We start from the raw sequence: 20,843 nt of genomic DNA, 5'->3' as shown, positions 1-20,843 counted from the left end.
TAGTTGTTTGAATTCGAACTGATCAGGTATTACAGGTCAGGAATCGAGAATCTAATTATCAAGTATGAAAGTGTTGAAATTTGGAGGTACTTCTGTTGGAAGTGCTGAAAACATCCGAAAGGTAAAGGAAATTGTGAAAGGTCAGTCAGGCGACGTGATTGTTATCGTTTCTGCTTTGGGCGGAATAACTGACAAGATATTAAATGCAGCAAAAATGGCTGTCTTAGCAACGGAATATTTCAATACGGAAATTACGGCAATTAAGGAGAGGCACGATGAAGTTGTTGACGCTCTGTTTGACGGCGAACAAAAGGAAAAGGTAAAAGCAGAAGTCAATCAATTGTTGGATGAACTGTCTAAAGTGATACAGGGAGTTTCTATGATTGGAGAGTTAACACCCAAAACCTTGGATAAAATTGGGGGCTTTGGCGAGCGTTTATCTTCCTATATTATTAGCGAATTCATTGAAGGATCGCAATGGGTTGATGCTTCAAAAATGATAAAAACCGATAGCGCTTTTGGCCGCGCCCTGGTCGATTTTAAATTGACGAATAAAAAGGTAAAAAAAGCATTTGAGAATTTTTCAGGTGTTTGTGTTGCTCCGGGCTTTGTTTCAAGCAACAGTGCCGGAGAATTTACAACTCTTGGACGCGGAGGTTCTGATTATACCGCAGCAATTCTGGCGGCGGCATTAAATGTTGAGGTGCTTGAGATCTGGACCGATGTCAATGGTTTTATGACTGCTGATCCTCGCATCATCAGTAAAGCTTACACCATTCAATCGCTGAGTTATTCCGAGGCGATGGAACTTTCACATTTTGGAGCGAAAGTCATTTACCCACCAACCATTTTGCCGGTTTTCCAGAAGGGAATACCCGTGCAAATAAAAAATACGCTGGATCCTGAACACGAAGGAACCTTGGTTCGTCCAAGTCAGCCGAATGGCAAAGACCGCCCAATTAAAGGTATTTCTTCTATTTCAAACATCAGCCTTATTACTGTTCAAGGCCTGGGAATGGTTGGTGTAACCGGTATCTCGAGCCGTTTGTTTGGAGCATTGGCCAAGGAAAATATCAATGTGATTTTGATTTCTCAGGCATCATCTGAAAACTCGATTTCGTTTGCTGTTGACACCCTGAAAGCTGAAACGGCCGAAGAAGCTATTCGAATTGAATTTGATCGTGAGATTGCAGCGCAACAAATCAATAAAATTGAGATTGAGAGTGATTTGTCGATTGTGGCGATTGTTGGTGAAAACATGAAGCATACGACCGGAATAGCCGGCAAGTTGTTTAATACCATCGGGAAAAATGGTATTAATATTATCGCAATTGCACAAGGCGCTTCGGAGTTAAATATTTCCTGGGTTGTAAAGGACTCTGATTTACGCAAAACCCTGAATGTGGTGCACGAATCATTCTTCCTTTCCGAGAATATCGAAGTTAATATCTTTATGCTTGGAATTGGTTTGGTTGGAGGCAATCTGTTAAGTCAAATTCAACAACAACAGGAAAAACTATTGAAAGACAAGCACCTGAAGTTGAAAGTGGTTGGTGTGGCCAATTCGAAAAAAATGTTGTTCGATCGCGACGGAATTAGCATTGATGGGTTTAAAGAACGCCTGGATGCTGAAGGCGAAAGCTCCGGATTGGATGCCTATAAACAGGAAATTATCGATATGAACATATACAATTCCGTGTTTGTGGATTGTACCGCATCTGATGCAGCGGCTGAAGTATATGGGGACTTGTTGAATGCCAACGTTTCTATTGTAACGGCCAATAAGGTTGCAGCTTCTTCGGAATATGAAAATTACCTGAAACTAAAGAAAATTGCCAAGCAAAAAGGAGTCAAATTCCTGTTTGAAACCAATGTTGGTGCCGGACTTCCAATCATCAATACGTTGAATGACCTGGTAAATGCCGGAGATGAAATATTGAAAATTGAAGCGGTCCTCTCAGGAACGCTGAACTTTATTTTCAATACAATTTCAGCTGATGTTCCGTTGAGTAAAACGATTCAAATGGCTAAAGAAGAAGGTTATTCAGAGCCTGACCCAAGAGTTGACCTCAGTGGGATTGATGTAGTTCGTAAACTGCTGATTCTGGTACGCGAGTCAGGTTATCGAATTGATAAAGAAGATGTGATCATCAATAAATTCGTGCCTGATGAGTTTTTCGATGGCAGCATGGAAGATTTCTGGAATGGGATTTCTGGTCTGGATGCAGATTTTGAAAATAAAAGAAAAGTACTGGAAGCCGAAAATAAGTGCTGGCGCTTTGTTGCCAAATACGAAGATGGCAAAGCTGAAGTTGGCTTGCAGGAAATAGAGCAGGGACATCCGTTTTTCGACTTGCAGGGAAGTAACAACCTGGTCATGTTTACATCGGAGCGCTACAACGAGTTTCCAATGATTATTAAGGGATTTGGCGCGGGAGCAGAGGTAACCGCGGCCGGTGTATTTGCCGACATCATTCGGGTATCAAATATCTAACTGAATGAGTTTCCGAAAGCAGATATTATTTAGTCTGTTTGTGGACTGCCTGCATCACCGGATATCATCTCCATTAGTTGTCTGACGATAAAAAGGTCAGGGAACACTTGTTAGATTTTCAGTTAAAACCGGCCATGTTAAAACTGGATCGAATTCAAGAATTTGAAGTGCAGTTACCGGATACGGATGGTTTTCAGGAAAGCGAATTTAAGACTGATCGAACGGAGCAGGTAACAGAAATTGAAGGATAGTAGGACACGAGAACTGCAGAGAGTTAAATTGAAAAAAAAGAAGCACATGAAACGAGCATGTAAAGACCATCACACACAGGAGAATCATTATAAGCGAGTTCCATCGAATACCGTTGAAAATTTTAAATTATAATGACATGAAATATATAATTGTTTTAGGGGATGGAATGGCTGATGAGCCACTGAAGAATTACGGAGGAAAAACCCCTTTACAACTAGCAAATATTCCTGCGATTGATCGCCTTGCCAAACTTGGGCGGTGTGGACAATTGCAGACTGTTCCAGAAGGAATGCACCCGGGAAGCGAGATTGCCAACATGTCGGTTTTAGGCTATGATGTTGCTAAGGTGTTTGAAGGGCGTGGAACATTGGAAGCTGCCAGCATGAGAGTGACCTTGGAGAAAGGTGATTTGGCATTGCGTTGCAACCTGATTAGTGTTGAAGGTGAAAATATTAAAAACCATTCGGCAGGGCATATTTCCAATGAAGAGTCGCATGAACTTATCGATTTTCTAAATGAGAAATTGGGTTCTGAAACGATCATCTTTCACAAGGGGGTTTCGTACCGTCACTTGCTGGTCATTAAAGGTGGTAAAAAGCAAATGGCCTGCACACCTCCGCACGATGTGCCCGGAAAACCGTTTAAAGATTATTTGCCGAAAGCAAAAGAAGATGAAGCAATATCAACAGCTGAATTGCTGAATGAGCTGATTTTGAAATCGATGGAGCTACTGTCGGAGCATCCGATTAACCAAAAACGGAAAGCTGCCGGAAAAGATATGGCTAATAGCATTTGGCCGTGGTCGCCGGGTTACAAACCGCAAATGCCAACGCTGAAGGAAATGTTTGGCGTTGAAAAGTCGGCTGTTATTTCTGCAGTTGACCTGATTCAGGGAATTGGCGTTTACGCCGGCATGGATGTTATCCACGTTGAAGGTGCCACCGGACTTTACGATACCAACTACGAAGGCAAAGCAAAAGCCACAATGGAAGCACTGAAAGATCATGACTTGATCTACCTGCATATTGAGGCTAGCGATGAAGCCGGACATGAAGGCGATGTGGAGCTTAAAACCAAAACGATTGAGTACCTCGATTATCGTGTGGTGAAGTATTTGGTGGAGGAAACCTCCAAAATGGATGAGTCGGTTGCCATTGCTGTTTTACCCGACCACCCGACGCCATGCGCCACCACCGTTCATACGAGCGACCCGGTACCATTCATCATTTATAAACCCGAGGTTGAAGGTGATGGCGTCGAGGCTTATGACGAATTTACAGTTCAGAAAGGCGATTACGGTTTGTTGCACGGCGCTGAATTCATAAAAGCACTAATTAGTTGATAGAATAAAATATAAAATACTGATTTTCGAGAAGGATAGTTTAGGCCGTGGTCGAACAGTCTAAAACTTGAAACTTGAAACTTGAAACTCATAGCATGAAATATTACAGTACCAATAAATCTGTTTCGGAGGTGTCGCTAAAAGATGCGGTAATCAAAGGACTGGCAGATGACAAAGGCTTGTTTATGCCCGAGCGCATTGAAGCGTTGCCGCAATCATTTTTCGACAACATCCACAAGCTGTCGTTTCAGGAAATCTCTTTTGAGGTGGCCAAAAAATTCTTCGGAGAAGATGTTCCTGAGGCCGATTTGAAAGAGCTGGTTTACGATACCCTTTGTTTTGATTGCCCTGTTGTGCATGTGAACGACAACATTTACTCGCTGGAGCTTTGGCACGGACCTACGCTGGCATTTAAAGATGTTGGTGGTCGGTTTATGGCACGTTTGCTTGCTTATTTCCTAAAAGGAAATACTGAGCAGGTCAATGTTTTGGTGGCCACTTCGGGAGATACCGGAAGTGCGGTTGCCAATGGCTTTTTAGGAGTTGATGGCATTCATGTTTATGTGCTGTATCCAAAAGGATTGGTCAGCGAAATTCAGGAAAAGCAATTCACCACCCTTGGGCAAAACATTACGGCCATTGAAGTAGATGGAACATTTGACGATTGTCAGCGGCTAGTGAAAACGGCGTTTCTGGATCAGGAATTAAAAGCCGGTTTGACATTGACATCAGCCAACTCAATCAATGTCGCGCGTTTTCTGCCACAGGCATTTTATTATTTTAATGCCTACGCACGACTTCGTGAAAAGGGAATTACCAATGACATTGTGATGTCGGTGCCAAGTGGAAACTTTGGTAACCTGACTGCCGGTTTGTTTGCCAAGAAAATGGGCTTGCCAATCAAGCGGTTTATTGCAGCGAACAACGAAAACGACATCGTTTATAAATACCTGCAAAGTGGCAATTATGAGCCCCGGGCTTCCGTGTCAACTATTGCCAATGCGATGGATGTTGGCGATCCGAGTAACTTTGCCCGTATTCTGGATTTGTACGATCATTCGCACGAAGCCATTAAGGCTGAAATGAAAGGCTACCGCTATTCGGATGCTGAGATTCGCGAAGTGCTGAAAGCAGTGTATGATCAATACGATTATTTGTCCGATCCGCATGGTGCAACCGGCTACAAAGCTTTGGAGCAAGATTTGGCCGATGGCGAAGTTGGGGTTTTCCTGGAAACGGCTCATCCGGCTAAATTCACGGAAACAGTTGAAAAAATTATCGGTGTTGGAAACGTTCCATTGCCCGAAAAACTAGCTGAGTTTATGAAAGGTGAAAAGCTTTCGATCCCACTCAGCAAAGATTTTGACGATTTCAGAGACTTCTTATTAAAACAAGCATAAAAAAATAAGAGCGACACTTTTCAATAAATGTCGCTCTTGTTATTTCACCTACTGACAGGAAGTGTTGCTAATTGTAACCGCCGAAGAGATAAACTTTCCTGCAAGACGAAATGAATAGCAGTCAAACCGTATTTAATTGATTACTTTTGGCAGATAGCTCATTCGGTGGTTTCTTGAAAAATGGTATCACGAGCTTAAGAATCAGTTATCAATTTAATAGTTAAAAGCATGCCTCTTACAAACAACGACATCCTGAAAAAATTACGAGTAGCGTTGAAATTGCGCGATGATGATATTGTAGAAATATTAGATCTGGTGGATTATAAAATTTCGAAAAGTGAGCTGGGTGCTTTTTTTCGGAAGATTGAGCACCCCAACTATAAACCACTTCAGGATCAAATTCTGCGAAACTTTCTGAATGGTTTAGTTATTTATAAGCGGGGTCCCAAAGAGCAGCCGCCCGAAAAAGATGCAGATAAGAAGGCGGAGTGATCGCTGGTTTTCCGTAGTAATTCTCGGTTAAATTAGACACTAAGATTATAGACTAAAAAAGATCCAACTCGCATGAGTTGGATCTTTTTTAATCTCTTTATTTCGGTTGTCGTCTGTTGTATTATTCGATTTTAATTACCGAATCATCGGCTTTTTCATCGCTGGAGTAGGGTTTCTTGAAATCTGCTTGGTTCGTCCCTTTAAAGCGGATTGCCTTGTTGTTACCTGTTAGTTTCACCATCGCTTCGGTGTCAGCTTTAAATACTGAATTGGAGAATGTCAGATTGGTTCCGTCTTCAATTTGAACGGGCTCACCTGATTCAGCGCTTATTTGCAAGTCGGTGAAGGTGCAATTTTCAAGGTCGTTAGCCACAATACCATATTTGCCGTCCATCTTCATATTATTGAAGAACATACTATCGATTTTATGACCGTCGATGCCTTCCATGCGCACCGCATATTGCGAATTGGAAGAGCTGATTTTGTCAAAATAGAAATTCTTAAATGTCGGTACCGAGTCGGTTCTTGGAGCGATAGAGCTGGAGCCATAGAACATATTAATCTTGATGGCTTCGCGTTGAATGCTGTCCATTTTAATATCTTCGAACCAAAGGTTTTCAACCAGACCGCCTCTTCCTTTCATCGATTTTACGCGTAGTCCACGTTCGGTATGTCCAAAGTCGCAATCATGGGCATACACATGATTTACGCCACCCGACATTTCGCTGCCGATAACTACGCCACCGTGGCCATGCTTGGTTTTACAGTCTTTAATGATAATCCGCTGGCTTGGTTTTCCAACACGCCATCCGTCTTCATTTAATCCGGATTTGATCACGATACAATCGTCGCCGGTCGAAAAGAAGCAGTTGTCGATTAATACTTTGGTGCTCGAATCCGGAATAATTCCATCGTTGTTCATTCCAACGGTAATGACTTTCAAGTTTCGGGCAATTACATTTTCAGAATAAACAAAATGAACGGTCCACATGGGGCCAGATCCAATTTCAAGACCTTCAACCAAAATATTTTTACAGTTGACCGTTTGAATTAGTGAAGGGCGAAGATACGACATGGGCTCGTAGGCAAGGCAGTTGCGTTCCTCGGGAGCAACACCGGCCTGCACCTGATCGTAAAGTATGGTGAGCGTTTCTTCTCTTTTTCCACGAGCCATATCCCACCATTTTTCCCCGTTGCCATCAATTCTACCTTTACCGGTTATGGCAATATTTTGTTCGTCGCGGGCATAAATCAGGGGGTGGTAATTCATGCACTCGAGCCCTTCCCACCGTGTGAAGGTTGGTACGGCATATAAATCAATATTGTCGCTAAAAAACAATACGGCACCTTCTTCTATTAAAAGGTGAACATTCGATTTCAACTTCAGGTAGGAAGTTTCCCACTGACCTGCAGGGATTTTAACTGTTCCACCACCTTGCGCGGCGCACTTGTCGATGGTTGCCTGAATGGCTTCCTGGTTGTTGAATCCTTCAGTCGTTTGAGCTCCGAAATCGGTAATTGAAAACACCGCGTCGGGAAAGCTTGTTTGATCAAAGATTTCGACTCCCCAAGGTGTTTCTTCCCGGATGGTTTCAACTGCTGACGGTTTTGGCTGTTGGCACGATTGACTAATAAAAATTACAGCGATTAGTAAGAATAAATTGCGAGTGGTTTTTTTCATGTGATGCATGATAAATGAGAATAATATTCAGATTTTTTTGATTTAGACAAATTTAGCGATATAATCTTGATCTGTCAATTCTGAAAAAGCGAAAACAGTCTATTTTTCGGATGAAGCAATTATCCGAATTTGCTCTGCATGCTGAGTTGCTTGAGCCCTTACCGAAAAAAAATCCGCTACCAATACTTTGGATCGGATCAACTAATTTATGATGTTTTCTTATCGAATTTAAATGTTTTATACAAGTAGCCCATGTATGGAAAGATGATTAAAACCCCAACGATTAAAGCAATTAGTAACTGTAACTGCACTTGCTTTGGCGCGGCGGCACTTTGCATGGTAATATCAGTGCCGTCGTTAATTTTAACCAACACAGGAAACTGGATCGCAAACCAACCCATCACGATCATCGAGGTTTGAAAAGCTGCAATGATCCGAACTTTGGTTCGTCTGTTCTGGTTGAGATATATCCATAAAAACGGCAAGGCGATCGTGGCCAGAATGAAACAGATCATGCTGGGAATTGAATGGTAAAACTCGTAAAAAAGCGGATGTCCTTCAATTTCGGCAGTAGCAAAAACCAAGGCTCCTGAGCCAACCAGCGCAATAAGCAAGTATTTCCCAATACGAGTGAAACGCTTGATGTGCTCCTTCTCTTTGGTTTCGCCAATGGTGTAAATGTTGGCCAGAAACGCAAACAGAATAACCAAAAACACACCCATGCTAAACGAGAACAGATTGAGCCACGGGTGCATGTAAATGGTAAAAAAGCCTTTGCTATAGTCTTGCGAAATTTCTCCCAAAATAATACCACCAATAGTTACTCCGAGGAAGAAGGTTGTTATTAAACTGGAATACCGAAAGATGGATGAGTAGATGGCTTTCGGGCGTTCTTCTTCAATATCGTAATGGCGAAAGGTGAAGGCCGATCCGCGCATAATAATGCCGAGGAGCACGAGAAGAACGGGAATGTGAAGCGCTGTTAGCACCGTTGAATAAACAGTTGGAAATCCGACAAAAAGGATCACAACAACAAGTATTAACCACACATGGTTGGCTTCCCATACAGGGGCTATGGCACGTGCTACAATTCCAGAGGCTTTTCCTCGGGAGATCAATTCAAGAATTCCACCCCCAAAGTCGGCGCCACCAAGCAGCACGTATAATAAAAGGCAAATGCCAAGTATAATAATAATCGTTTCAGTCATTGGATTGGTATTTGGATTGAAGCATTTTTATTTGTCGGCTCATAAGCCAGATAACAATAAAACTCAAAAGCAGGTAAACTGCCGATACCGTATAAAAAGTATACTGAATGCCGGGCATTGGCGTCAACGAATCTTTGGTTTTCATGATCCCGTAAATGATCCAGGGTTGTCGTCCAACTTCGGTAACAATCCAGCCTGCCTGTATGGCGATGAAGCCCAATGGAGTGGCTATAAACAGCAAGGTCAGCCACCATCGTTTTTCGAGCCAGTGTTTCCATTTCCAACTTCCCAAAAGAAAAATAATGCCCAATGCAGCCAGAAATATACCGATGGCAACCATCAACTGAAAGGAATAATGGGTGATTGGAACCGGTGGCCATTCATCTTCCGGAAACTCTTCCAGCCCTTTTACTTCAGCATTGAAATCGCCATGAGCCAGAAAACTTAAAAAGCCAGGGATTTTGATGGCATAGTTGACCTCGCGATTTTCAACGTCCGGAATACCACCAATAATCAGGGAAGCGCCTTTTTCTGTTTCGAAGTGGGACTCAAAAGCGGCCAGCTTGGCCGGTTGTAATTCGGCAACAGTTTTAGCTGCATGGTCGCCACTGAGGGGTTGTAAAAGTGCAGCTACCGAAGCAAAGGCCAACGAAATGGTAATGGCTTTGGCATGAATCTCCAGCTTGTTTTTCAGGTACAAAATCGCATGAATTCCGGCAACAGCAAACCCTGTGGCCGAAAAAGCGGCAATGATCATGTGGTGCGACTGTGCAAACCATGCTTTGTTGAACATCGCAGTAACGGGATCAATATTTTCAGCTTGACCATTCACCCAATCAAATCCCGACGGAGCATTCATCCACGCGTTGGCCGAAATAACGAATATACCCGAAAGTACTCCGGCAATACCAACCACCATTCCGGTGTATAGGTGAACTTTATCATTGAGGCGATTCCAACCATAAAGCCACAGGCCTAGCGCAATTGCTTCAACAAAAAAGGCTGTTCCTTCCCACGAAAACGGCATCCCGAAAATGGGGCCTGCATGTTCCATAAAGGTGGGCCAAAGCATGCCCAGTTCAAACGAAAGCACCGTGCCACTAACAGCCCCAACTGCAAAAAAGATAGCCACGCCTTTTGCCCAAGCTTTGGCCAAGTCGAGGTAAACCTCTTTTTTTGTTTTCAGCCATTTCCATTCGGCTACAAACATAAACCAAGGCATCACCATTCCAATGCATGCAAAAATGATGTGAAACCCCAGCGAGACGCCCATCTGTAAACGAGCCGCCATAAATTCATCCATATTTTTAGCTTTTTATTTTTAAACCAATCGTTACCTGAATCAACACCTCAAATTGATTTCTGTTTGATTAATGAAAAGATAAAAGTTGAGCTGTTTAGTTATCAGTTCGTTGTTAGGATTTTTTTGATGCTTGATTTTAATGTGGGAAGCACGAGTTCGGAAAACCATTCATTTTTAGCTTGCCAGATATTGTTACGTGGAGAAGGGTGGGGAAGCACAAAGTACCTGGGCAGGTAATCGTCAAAATGGCGAACAGTTTCTGTTAGTGTTCGCTTTGTTTGATTGCCCAAATAATAGTCCTGAGCATATTGACCAACCAGAATAATCAGCTCAACGTCGTTCATCTGACTGAGCAACTTTTGATGCCAAAGGGGAGCACATTCTTTTCGAGGAGGAAGGTCGCCCGATTTCCCTTTGCCGGGATAGCAAAATCCCATAGGAATCAAGGCTATTTGATCCGGATCGTAAAAAGTTTGCTTGTCCACCTGCATCCATTTTCGAAGGTTGTCGCCACTTTTGTCATCCCAGGGAATACCACTTTGGTGAACCGCTAATCCCGGTGCTTGCCCGACAATAATGATTTTACTTGTTGGACTTGCCGTAATAACTGGTCGAGCTCCCATCGCTAAATGAGAAGCACAAACTTGACACGCTGCTACTTGATCGAGCAATTGTTTCATTGCCAAAAACATATTGGTGATACCACAAAACAAGCAAATAAATATTGCTTTTGTTTATAGGTTTTCTAAAATAATTTCAGCAATCAACTGTTGGCCTGACGACTTCAGATGGATGCCATCCAAGGTCACCTGATTCCAAATAGGCAGTAGTTTGTTATACACATCGATGAACTTGCAGTCTTCATCCTGCGCCACTTTTTGAAATTTTGGAAACAGCCAGGCAATATCATCTGCGCCACCCTTATATTTGGCTATTAGTTTGTTGTCCGGAGCATACGGCGGTGGAGAGACAATATAGATTTTAGGCTGAAATAGCAGGTAGGCTTTGTGGGCTTTTATTTTATGAATCAAGGTTCTCAGGTTTTCGGGAATCGCTTTTAGCTGATCGTCGAAAACAGCTTTGCAATCGTTGGTTCCCAGCATGATGATAATTCTATCCAATCGCTTTAAACTTTCGACTGCCGAACTCAGGTACTGATCAATATTTTTAAGCGTATTTAAATCCTCGCGGCCATTGTTGTCAAACCCAATGGTGTTTCCAGAAATGGCCGTATTAAAAATGAAATCTTTAAAATCGATCTTTTTAAGTTGATTAACCCATCCCATTTCAATAGCTCCATTTGAGTCTCCGATCGCCAGAATGTTTTCTCCTTCCAATGGTGCTAATGCCTGATCCGCGATTAGTTCGTGTGTGCCTTCAAAAACCTGAACCATCACTTTATCATCATATGTTTTTTGGAGATGAGCCTCTCCCTTTTTAATTTTTGAAGGATGCGAAATTTCGCTATTTTGACTTTCAACCAATCGCAACATTTCTTCGGTTGAAATAAGGTCAGCTTCAGCTGAAGGATCAAAGTCCAACACAACTTTGTTGAAAAATTTCAGGCTGTGAGTAATTGGAACCGACCCGGTATAACCATCGTGAACGCCTGTGTGAATATAAAGTTTGCTGGATTTTCGCTTTTCAACAGGTGTCTCCATGAAGAATGGGGATCGGCTGCGGGCTTCCTTTTCATCGAGATAGTAATAGTCGCTTTCAAACGTCTTGCCTGTAGTTGCCTGGGCAATGTCTTTGGCATATTTTTGCTTTCGGCCAACCGATTCGTAATACCAGTCTTCCAAATTGGAAATCGGCACCCATGCCGAGAAGGTCTTTACCGGATGTTTCGTTTTCATATACGCCAGTAAGGTGGAATATCCGCCGCCGCTTACTCCGATGATGTGGATTTCGGAGGTATCCACATTTCCGTGCTCAATAGCATAGGCAATCGCATCGTCAATATCTTGAATAGCCAGCGGGCTTCCACAGGCTTCCGGTTTATTGTTTTTGCCTCTGAAATTTGGATGAATGTAGTTGTAGTTTTTTTCAATACACATCCACGACAGCGTATCTTTTTGCTCATAACCGCCACTCCAGGTGTGCAAGCTAATGATCAATGGTCTGGCTATTTCTCCTTTCGAAATGTAAAAATATGCCGGTTGGATCGCTTGATCAATGGAAGAAGTGATTTCTATTTTCTGGCAAGCCGCTGGCCAGTCTTTAGATTGGGTATCATCCCATTGAGGATCGTTTTGAGCCATGGCAATATTCATAATCAGCAAACAAATGAGCAGTGTAACAATTTTCATTTATATTTATTTTCGATTCACGGAAAATGTTCCTCCTTGAATAATCTCAAAAAGGAATTCGTCTTTTTTTGAAGATTTAAAGTGAGCTAAATTTAGCTTTTTGTCGGTCTATTCCCAAACAGGAGTTTCGATTGATCCGTATTTTCCATTGATTTTTTTGTTGAAATTAGGTATTTTATAAATACTAACTAAAAGAATATGATTATGATAAGGATACAAAAAAAGAAAAAAATTTATGGTTGGGTTGTTATTCCTGTTTTAATTATTCTTCCACTTGTTATTGCTATCCTTCTCCCAGAGGAATGTCATGTAAATATTTTTAATAGGAAATTTGATGAATTGAATTTTTTAGCTGTTGTCATTGCATTGGCAACATACATTTCTGCCGTTAGGTTAGGCCTGTTGACACGATTATGGACTAGGGATGACTCTGTAATTCGCTTAAAGTCCGATAAGCCAAAATGTGTCATCTTGTCTTTGATTCCCATCGATTTTAACCTTATTTTATGCGGGGTAGGGATTGCTACGATTTATTTTTTCCCTGGCCTTTTAGACGAGAATTATACGAAATCAGGTATCAGTATAATTTTTATAATTACGATCATTTACCTGATTGCTGAACACGTTATTGCGTGGATCGATAGTTATATTAAATTTTTCTCAAAAAAGTAGTCGCCTTTTCTGATTGTCGATACAACTAATCCGTTTTTCCATAGCCACCACCTCCGGGCGTTTCAATCACAAACTGGTCGCCAGCTTGTAAATCCATATTCTGAATGGATTGAAGTTGGACGACTTCACCATTCTTTCGAATGACCTTTTGCTTGCCGGCTTGCCCATTTTGTCCGCCTTTCAAACCATACGGGCCGGAGTTGCGCCGCTGGGTGAGTACCGATAAATTAACCGGCTCCAGAAAAGTCAGTTTGCGAACGATGCCATCGCCGCCGTTCCATTTTCCGGCTCCTCCCGAGTTTTGTCGAATGGTAAATTCATCCAGCCGAACCGGGTAGCGCAGTTCCATGATTTCAGGATCGGTAATCCGGGTGTTGGTCATGTGATGATGCACTGCACTCGCTCCGTTTAACCCATTGCCTGCTCCACAACCACCACAAATCGTTTCATAATACCCGAATTTTTCATTTCCAAACAGGGTGTTATTCATGGTTCCCTGGCTGGCAGCTACCACGCCAAAGGCTTTTAGCAAGGTGTCGGTCAGGCGCATGCTGATTTCCACGTTGCCACCAACTACGGCTGGGCACTTGGTCGGATCATCGTCAAAAACAGGATTTAGCAAGCCATTGGGCAGATGAATAGAGACAGGTTTCAATAGTCCATCATTTAACGGAATCGACTCTTTTAAAAGCAGGCGCAAGACATAAATGGTTACACTTTGTACAATGGCTTCGGTAGCATTCATATTGCCGGCATGAACCTCCGCACTTCCCGTAAAATCGATTTTGCACTCACCATCTTTCAAATCAACTTTTACTTTCAATAGTGAACCATCATCTAAGCGTTCTTCTGCTTTGTAAGTACCGTTCGAAAACTTGGCTAAGGTCTCGCGCATCTTGTCTGCGGCATGTTTTTTCAATAAACTGAAGTAGTTGCTTACTGTTTCTGCCCCATGTTGTTCTATGAGGTTTAGCAGCGCATCTTGTCCGTTTTTATTTGCCGCAATTGCTGCATTCAAATCGGCCAGGTTTTCTTCAACCGAGCGGGTCGGAAAGGAGCCTTTCAGTAGAATATCGCGCATGCCATCCCAATCCACCTGATTTGCTTTTACAAGGTGAAAAGGGAAAATAACCACGCCTTCTTCGGCCAGGTTTTTGGCGTTCGGTGGCATCGAACCCGGACTGATTCCTCCAATTTCGCTATGATGCGCCCGGTTGACGACAAAGGCAACTCGTTTTCCTTCATGAAAGACAGGAGTCACCAAGGTTACATCAGGAAGATGAGAACCACCATATTTGGGGTGATTAGTCACAACCGTGTCACCCTCTTCAAACAGAAAATGTTTTAACAAGCTTTTTACACAAACGCCCAATCCGCCAAGGTGAACAGGAATGTGAGGCGCATTGGCTACCAGCCCTCCGTCAGCATCTAAAAGGGCGCACGAAAAATCAAGCCGCTCCTTAATGTTAACCGACAAAGCTGTTCGTTGCAACAAGGCGCCCATGTTTTCGGCAATCGACATAAACCGATTCGCAAACAGTTCCAATTCGGTTTCCTGGGTCTGCTCTTTGATGTCGGCGTTTACTTCAGTTTTCGATAGCACAGCTGTTCCATGCGAATTGAGTTGTAGCTGCCAGCCTTTTTTTAGATAGGTTGTGGCGTAATTGTCCAGAAAAAGAGCTGGGCCCGTAATTTCTGCTCCGGGGTTCAAGTCATCGCGCACAAATACGGGAATCTGTTCACCTCGAATACGGTAACTTGGCTCGGGGATATACGATTCGGCTTGTGCGGTCGGCTGGGCTTTTTCATTCGATTTTACTGAAGCAATGGTGCGAATAGCCTCCAATTCAATGGGGCGGTTTTTCACCTGATGTCCGTATAATTTTTTGTATTGTTCGTGAAACTTCGAGATGGCATCTTCTTCTTTCTCGTATTGAATTTCCAGACTGCTGTCTTGCCCTTTAAAACGAAGAAACAGCATGCGTTGCCGGATTTCAATCTGATTTGCTTGAAAGCCTTCGTCTTCTAATAATTTAGTGGCGTTGTTTTCAATCTCTTCAAATTGATTCGCTAATGAAGATTCTACTTCATCCCAATGTGCGAGGATTTGTTTCTCGGCAAAGCGTTCGATACGAGCGTGTCCAATTCCGTATGCACTCAGCAATCCCGCATCTTGCGGAAGAAGAACGGTTTTCATTGCTAGCATGTCTGCGATGTCACAAGCGTGAAGTCCGCCGGCACCACCAAAAGCAACTAAGGAAAAATCCTTCGGATTATAGCCTTGCGAGATTGATATCTTGCGAATTGCTCCGGCCATTATCTCGTTGGCAATATCGATGAATCCGAGCAATATCTTTTGCGTCGATTGTTTTTTGTACGATTTTTCTTCCACTTGGTGGATTAATTCATTCAACCGTTCCTGAGCCGCTTCAGGAAAAACAGGGATGGAAAAACGGGAGGTGTCTAACCGACCGAGTAGCAAGTTGACATCAGTTATTGTTAGCGGTCCGCCGGCGCCATAGCAAGCCGGGCCGGGGAAAGCGCTGGCACTCTCCGGCCCAACAAAAAGTTTATAGCCATCGAAACCACAAATGGAGCCACCACCGGCAGCCACCGTTTCGATGGCGATTGCTGAACTGTTGATCGTAGAATCGCCCACTTCCAGCTCATAGCGATAATCAAAAGCACCGCTGTAGCGCGAAACATCGGTGCTGGTGCCGCCCATATCGAAAGTAATCAGGTTTTGCCGCCCACAATTTTTACCGATCAACGATGCGCCAACAACTCCTCCGGCGGGGCCACTCAATAAACTGTCTTTGGGTTGAAAATTGTTGGCTGCCAGCAAGCCTCCGGCACTGGTCATTACCTGAAAAGAGTGTTTGCCGATTCGTTCAACAATGTTATTCACGTAGTTATGAATGATGGGAGAGAGGCAGGCATTGACAACAGTCGTTTCGGCCCGCGGGACGATTTTTACAAGCGGTGTTAATTCGGCTGACGCAGAGATCGATTGAAACCCAAGTTCTTCGAGGATCTTTTTTGTCTCTTCTTCGTGAATCGGGTTTTTATACGCATTCATCAATGCAACGGCAACTGATTCAATTTGTTGGTGTTCAAGATCCTGAAGTTGTTGCCGAAGTTTGTCTTTATCCAGTGCCAGCAAAATGTTCCCTTGTGCGTCAATACGTTCATCAAGCTCCAAAACTGAGTTTGCGATTTGCTGTCGTTTTTCAACGTTCATAGCAAAAATGTCGGGCCGAGCCTGGTTGCCAATCGTTAGCAGGTCTTTAAAACCTTTGGTGACCAGAAAAAGCGTTTTTGCACCCTTTCTTTCGAGCAGGGCATTTGTTCCTTTGGTCGATCCCAATTTGAGCTGTAGGTTTGGGAACGTTTCAGTCAGTGCAGTTTGCGTAATCAGTCGTGCTCCCAAAACCGGCGCTTCTTCGTGCGAGGAAATCTCAAAATTAGCACCCTGCTGTAACTTTTCAGAGGAGATTGGCTGGCTGATTTCCAATCGCTTTTGTCGGATGTCAAAGGAGACAATTTTAAAATTTGTATACTCTTCACCCAACAAACGAAAGGAAAAGCCTTGGATGATATCGCGTTCCAACTCCCAGGTCTCGAGAATGATTAATGAAGTCGCTGATTCTATTTTTTTGATGTTTCCCCGAAGACTGCTGTTGCTTAAAACTTTGCGTCGATACTCCTTTCCGTTTTGATCAATCCCAATACAATCGGTAAAAGTACCACCGGTGTCAATAAACAACTGAAAATGTCTTTTCTTTTCCATACATATTTTTTTGAAGCATTACGAAAATACAATAAAATGAGAAATTTCTGTCTGGTGCTGAGGATTCTGATGCATGTATTTATTGAATGTTTTACCTGTATAGTTTGTGTGCTTGACAACAACGAACAAGAAGGTCTGAATGTATTACAGGTCAGCGAAATTGGTGGTGTGATGCGGATATTGGTATTTATTGTATGTTTTACCATTATGTTAATTCGCGGGCGGGCATATAAAAACGGAGGACTTGATATGCGTATTTTAATGACAGCAGATTTACCGATTGATCCTTTCAATCAGTTGTTACGAAATGGCACGGAGAGAGAGGTGATCATGAAAGTTTTGGAAGATATAAAACCGGAAGCGGTCTATTTTTCTGAAAATAATGAGTTCTGCAGATTCTGGTTTTGGTTTTCAGGTCATGACTCTGAATTTTACATCAAGTTAAAATCAAAAAAGGAGATCAGCAGACCTCCTTTTTTTGAATCGTATGTTATTTTATTTATTCTAAATAGGTGTATCCGTATAGTCCCGATCGGTAGTTGGACAAGAATTCTTTGCCTTCGGTAGCTGAAATTTTTCCTGCTTTAACCGAAGACGTTACCCAGGTTTCGACGGTACGAACCATCTTCTTCGGATTGTATTGCACGTAGTCCAATACTTCGGCAACGGTTTCTCCATCAATAATCTGATCAATCGAATAACCATCTTTATCAACCGATACGTGAACGGCATTCGTATCACCAAACAAATTGTGCAAGTCGCCTAAAATTTCCTGATAGGCACCTACCAGAAATACACCGATATAGTAAGGTTCTTTTGCTTTTAGTTTATGCACAGGAAGATAATGCGATAGGTTTCGTGTGGCAATGAAATTGTCGATTTTACCGTCCGAATCACAGGTAATGTCTTGCAAGGTAGCTGATTGATCCGGTTTTTCATCCAATCGGTGTATTGGCATAATGGGGAATATCTGGTCGATAGCCCACGAGTCAGGTAAAGACTGAAACAATGAGAAGTTGCAGAAATATTTGTCAGCCAGCAGTTTTTCTAACTGGTTTAATTCGTGAGGTACGTGCCTTATTTTTCCAACCATCTGGTGAATTTCGCGTGCGATTGACCAAAACAGGCGTTCTACCTGGGCACGGGTTTTTAAGTCGAGCATTCCAAGGCTGAAACGGTCAAGTGCCTCTTCGCGAATTTGCTGGGCATCGTGCCAAATCTCCAGCATCCGTGGTTGATTAATCGCATCCCAGAGCGTGTAAAGCTCTTTGACCAACTCATGATCTTCCGGATGTAGTTCTTCTTCGTCATCCCATTCAGGAAGCGAGGCTGATTCCAACACCTCAAATATCAAAATAGAATGATGTGCTGTTAATGAACGGCCTGATTCAGTGATGATGTTGGGGTGTGGAATATTATTTTTTTCGCTGACGTCGACCATGGTAGAGATCGCATCGTTAACGTACTCCTGAATGCTGTAGTTTACGCTACTTTCGTTATTCGCTGATCGGGTGCCATCATAATCTACACCAAGGCCACCACCGATATCTACAAATTCGATATTGAAACCACTCAGGCACATTTGAGCATAAAACTGTGAAGCTTCGCGCAAGGCAATTTTTATACGACGTATTTTATTCACCTGGCTACCAATATGAAAGTGAACCAGCTTGAGACAGTCGGTTAATTTTTGCTCACTCAAATAGTCCATTGCTTCCAAAAGCTCGCTCGATGTTAATCCAAATTTACTAACATCGCCGCCTGAGTTTTCCCATTTTCCACTTCCAGAACTGGCCAGTTTTATCCTAATTCCGAGGTTGGGTTTCACTTTCAGTCGTTTAGCGATTCGGGCAATCAGTTTTAGCTCATTCAATTTTTCAACAACGATGTAAATCCGTCGTCCCATTTTTTGGGCTAGCAGAGCCAGTTCAATGTAATCTTCGTCTTTGTAACCATTGCAAATAATAAGCGAATCGTTGTTTGTATTGGTTGCAATTACAGCATGTAATTCTGGTTTTGAGCCAGCTTCGAGTCCAATGTTGAATTTTTTGCCGTGACTGACAATCTCTTCAACAACCGGTCGCATTTGATTGACCTTGATTGGGTAGATGATAAAGTTTTGCGCTTTATAGTTGTATTCTTCCGAAGCAATTTTAAAACAACTAGACATTTTTTCAATACGGCTATCAAGAATGTCGGGAAAACGAAGCAGCATTGGAGCAGCAACATCTCTTACTTGTAGTTCGTCAATTAATTCTTTAAGGTCAATTTCAACTCCTCCTTTTTTAGGAGTAACAACCACGTTGCCTTTGCTATTAATCGAAAAAAAGTTGATTCCCCAACCATTAATATTATAAAGTTCTTCTGTGTCTTCAATACGCCATTTTCTCATGTTAAACTGTCCTATTTATGTTTTTGGTAGACTTTTTTTTTGTTTCAAATATAGTTTTTCAAACAATACAATAAGCAATATTAAAACACAAATAAGAAGGCAGCAATTTTTTCGTAAAAAAAAGCTGTTAGCCGAGCGCTACCAACAGCTTTTTATTTTCATTTTTGGTGCAAGTTTTATCCGTTTTGAATGGCAGTATCGGTAAAGTATTTTCGCTTGAAATACAGTGCAACACTAACCAGTGCAATTAATACAGGAACTTCAACTAAGGGACCAATCACGGCAGCAAAAGCTTCACCGGAGTTAATGCCAAATACGGCAACCGCAACGGCGATGGCCAGTTCAAAATTATTGGATGCTGCTGTAAACGAGATGGACGTTGTTTTAGAATAGTCAGCACCCGAGCGTTTTCCCATCAGAAACGAAACTAAGAACATGATGACGAAATAAATTACCAGCGGTATGGCAATGCGAACCACGTCGAGTGGAATTTTTACGATGTATTCGCCTTTTAATGAAAACATGACGAAAATGGTAAAAAGCAATGCAATTAAGGTAATTGGACTGATTTTAGGTAAAAACTTTGTTTTGTACCATTCGTCGCTTTTTATTCGAATTAAGCTGAAGCGGGTTAAAAAGCCCGCAGCAAAAGGAATTCCAAGGTAAATTAAGACGGACTCAGCGATTTGTCCGATGGTAATATTGACTTCGAGATTTTGTAAACCCAACCAACCGGGCAAAATGCCAAGAAATACCCAGGCGTAAACTGAAAAGAACAAAATCTGAAAAATGGAGTTGAATGCGACCAAGCCAGCGGCGTATTCGCGATTTCCTTCCGCCAAATCGTTCCAAACAATTACCATGGCAATACATCGTGCCAGCCCAATTAGAATGACTCCGGCCATGTAGTGCGGGTAATCATGCAGAAACAGAATGGCCAAAGCAAACATCAGGACAGGGCCGATCAGCCAGTTTTGGATCAGTGAAATCCCCAGCAGTTTGACATCTTTGAAAACCAATCCCAGCTCTTCGTAACGAACTTTTGCCAGTGGGGGATACATCATTAAAATTAACCCAATGGCAAGTGGGACATTCGTTGTTCCCGCCTGAAAGCTGTTCCAAAAAGTACCAACTTCTGGTTGCAGGTATCCAATAAAAACACCGGCAGCCATTGCGAGTAGAATCCAAAGAGTCAGGTAGCGGTCTAAAAATGACAAGCGCTTCTTTTTAGCCATGCTTATTTTATATTTTGCAGGTAGAATTCATGAAAACGGGCTTTAATTTCGTCGCGAACCCGATAAAACTCACTCATAATAAATTCGTCGGTTCCCACGGCATGCGACGGATCGTCGAACCCAATGTGCACACGTTTTTTTACCTTACCGATAAAGGCCGGACAACTTTCATTAGCTCCTCCACAAACTGTTATTACGTAGTCCCATTCATCATTCAGGTACTTATCAACCGGATCTGAGGTGTGCTGGCTGATGTCGATGCCAATCTCTGAC

General features: G+C 42.6%; 16 protein-coding genes. 7 read left to right on the top strand and 9 right to left on the bottom strand.

Translation table 11 applies throughout. The annotated features are described in order from the left end of the window. The first annotated feature begins 64 nt into the window (after positions 1 to 64). The 5 genes from thrA (at position 65) to ACTB00_RS16805 (ending at position 5,980) form a co-directional block, all read left to right on the top strand. Positions 65 to 2,494 (top strand): bifunctional aspartate kinase/homoserine dehydrogenase I, encoded by a 2,430-nt coding sequence (gene thrA / locus ACTB00_RS16825; protein ID WP_463301074.1) that lies wholly within the window; start codon positions 65 to 67, stop codon positions 2,492 to 2,494. A gap of 77 nt (positions 2,495 to 2,571) precedes the next feature. Then, on the top strand, positions 2,572 to 2,745 hold the full coding sequence (locus ACTB00_RS16820; RefSeq protein ID WP_463301073.1) for an acetolactate decarboxylase: 174 nt from the start codon (positions 2,572 to 2,574) through the stop codon (positions 2,743 to 2,745). A 137-nt stretch (positions 2,746 to 2,882) separates the two neighbouring features. Continuing rightward, positions 2,883 to 4,088: a cofactor-independent phosphoglycerate mutase gene (locus tag ACTB00_RS16815; protein ID WP_463301072.1), complete on the top strand. Its 1,206-nt coding sequence runs from the start codon at positions 2,883 to 2,885 to the stop codon at positions 4,086 to 4,088. 95 nt (positions 4,089 to 4,183) lie between these two features. Continuing rightward, entirely contained in the window at positions 4,184 to 5,488 is a 1,305-nt protein-coding gene (gene thrC / locus ACTB00_RS16810; protein WP_463301071.1) for a threonine synthase, read from the top strand. A 228-nt stretch (positions 5,489 to 5,716) separates the two neighbouring features. Beyond that, complete coding sequence (locus tag ACTB00_RS16805; protein ID WP_463301070.1) at positions 5,717 to 5,980, top strand: DUF1456 family protein; 264 nt, start codon at positions 5,717 to 5,719, stop codon at positions 5,978 to 5,980. A gap of 121 nt (positions 5,981 to 6,101) precedes the next feature. On the opposite strand, the gene ACTB00_RS16800 is transcribed toward ACTB00_RS16805, so the two are convergent. The 5 genes from ACTB00_RS16800 to ACTB00_RS16780 form a co-directional block, all read right to left on the bottom strand. Beyond that, complete coding sequence (locus ACTB00_RS16800; protein ID WP_463301069.1) at positions 6,102 to 7,661, bottom strand: glycoside hydrolase family 28 protein; 1,560 nt, start codon at positions 7,659 to 7,661, stop codon at positions 6,102 to 6,104. A 206-nt stretch (positions 7,662 to 7,867) separates the two neighbouring features. Next, entirely contained in the window at positions 7,868 to 8,869 is a 1,002-nt protein-coding gene (locus ACTB00_RS16795) for a cytochrome d ubiquinol oxidase subunit II (protein WP_463301068.1), read from the bottom strand. After that, positions 8,862 to 10,172, bottom strand: coding sequence for a cytochrome ubiquinol oxidase subunit I (locus ACTB00_RS16790; protein ID WP_463301067.1), 1,311 nt, complete (start codon positions 10,170 to 10,172; stop codon positions 8,862 to 8,864). The genes ACTB00_RS16795 and ACTB00_RS16790 overlap by 8 nt, the downstream gene beginning before the upstream one ends. Positions 10,173 to 10,273: 101 nt before the next feature. After that, on the bottom strand, positions 10,274 to 10,852 hold the full coding sequence (locus tag ACTB00_RS16785) for a uracil-DNA glycosylase family protein (protein WP_463301066.1): 579 nt from the start codon (positions 10,850 to 10,852) through the stop codon (positions 10,274 to 10,276). Positions 10,853 to 10,906: 54 nt separating this feature from the next. Further along, positions 10,907 to 12,481, bottom strand: coding sequence for an SGNH/GDSL hydrolase family protein (locus ACTB00_RS16780; protein ID WP_463301065.1), 1,575 nt, complete (start codon positions 12,479 to 12,481; stop codon positions 10,907 to 10,909). A 204-nt stretch (positions 12,482 to 12,685) separates the two neighbouring features. Between ACTB00_RS16780 and ACTB00_RS16775 the strand changes: the two genes are divergently transcribed. After that, the gene (locus tag ACTB00_RS16775) at positions 12,686 to 13,153 is read left to right on the top strand and encodes a hypothetical protein (RefSeq protein WP_463301064.1); all 468 of its coding nucleotides are present in this window, start codon (positions 12,686 to 12,688) and stop codon (positions 13,151 to 13,153) included. A 25-nt stretch (positions 13,154 to 13,178) separates the two neighbouring features. Here the strand turns inward: ACTB00_RS16775 and ACTB00_RS16770 are convergent, their stop codons facing one another. Continuing rightward, positions 13,179 to 16,943, bottom strand: a complete 3,765-nt coding sequence (locus tag ACTB00_RS16770) for a hydantoinase B/oxoprolinase family protein (RefSeq protein WP_463301063.1) — start codon at positions 16,941 to 16,943, stop codon at positions 13,179 to 13,181. A gap of 36 nt (positions 16,944 to 16,979) precedes the next feature. Between ACTB00_RS16770 and ACTB00_RS16765 the strand changes: the two genes are divergently transcribed. Continuing rightward, complete coding sequence (locus tag ACTB00_RS16765; RefSeq protein ID WP_463301062.1) at positions 16,980 to 17,510, top strand: hypothetical protein; 531 nt, start codon at positions 16,980 to 16,982, stop codon at positions 17,508 to 17,510. Here the strand turns inward: ACTB00_RS16765 and speA are convergent. The 3 genes from speA to ACTB00_RS16750 all read right to left on the bottom strand — a co-directional run. Continuing rightward, positions 17,443 to 19,335, bottom strand: coding sequence for a biosynthetic arginine decarboxylase (speA, locus tag ACTB00_RS16760; RefSeq protein WP_463301061.1), 1,893 nt, complete (start codon positions 19,333 to 19,335; stop codon positions 17,443 to 17,445). The two genes, ACTB00_RS16765 and speA, sit on opposite strands and share 68 nt — an antisense overlap. 176 nt (positions 19,336 to 19,511) lie before the next feature. Next, positions 19,512 to 20,570 (bottom strand): ACR3 family arsenite efflux transporter, encoded by a 1,059-nt coding sequence (gene arsB / locus ACTB00_RS16755; RefSeq protein ID WP_463301060.1) that lies wholly within the window; start codon positions 20,568 to 20,570, stop codon positions 19,512 to 19,514. A gap of 2 nt (positions 20,571 to 20,572) precedes the next feature. Beyond that, on the bottom strand, positions 20,573 to 20,843 hold a 271-nt coding region (locus ACTB00_RS16750), incomplete at its 5' end, for a low molecular weight phosphatase family protein (protein WP_463301059.1).

The organism is Sunxiuqinia sp. (assembly GCF_055140945.1).
This window is presented reverse-complemented; position numbering and strand designations above follow the sequence as displayed.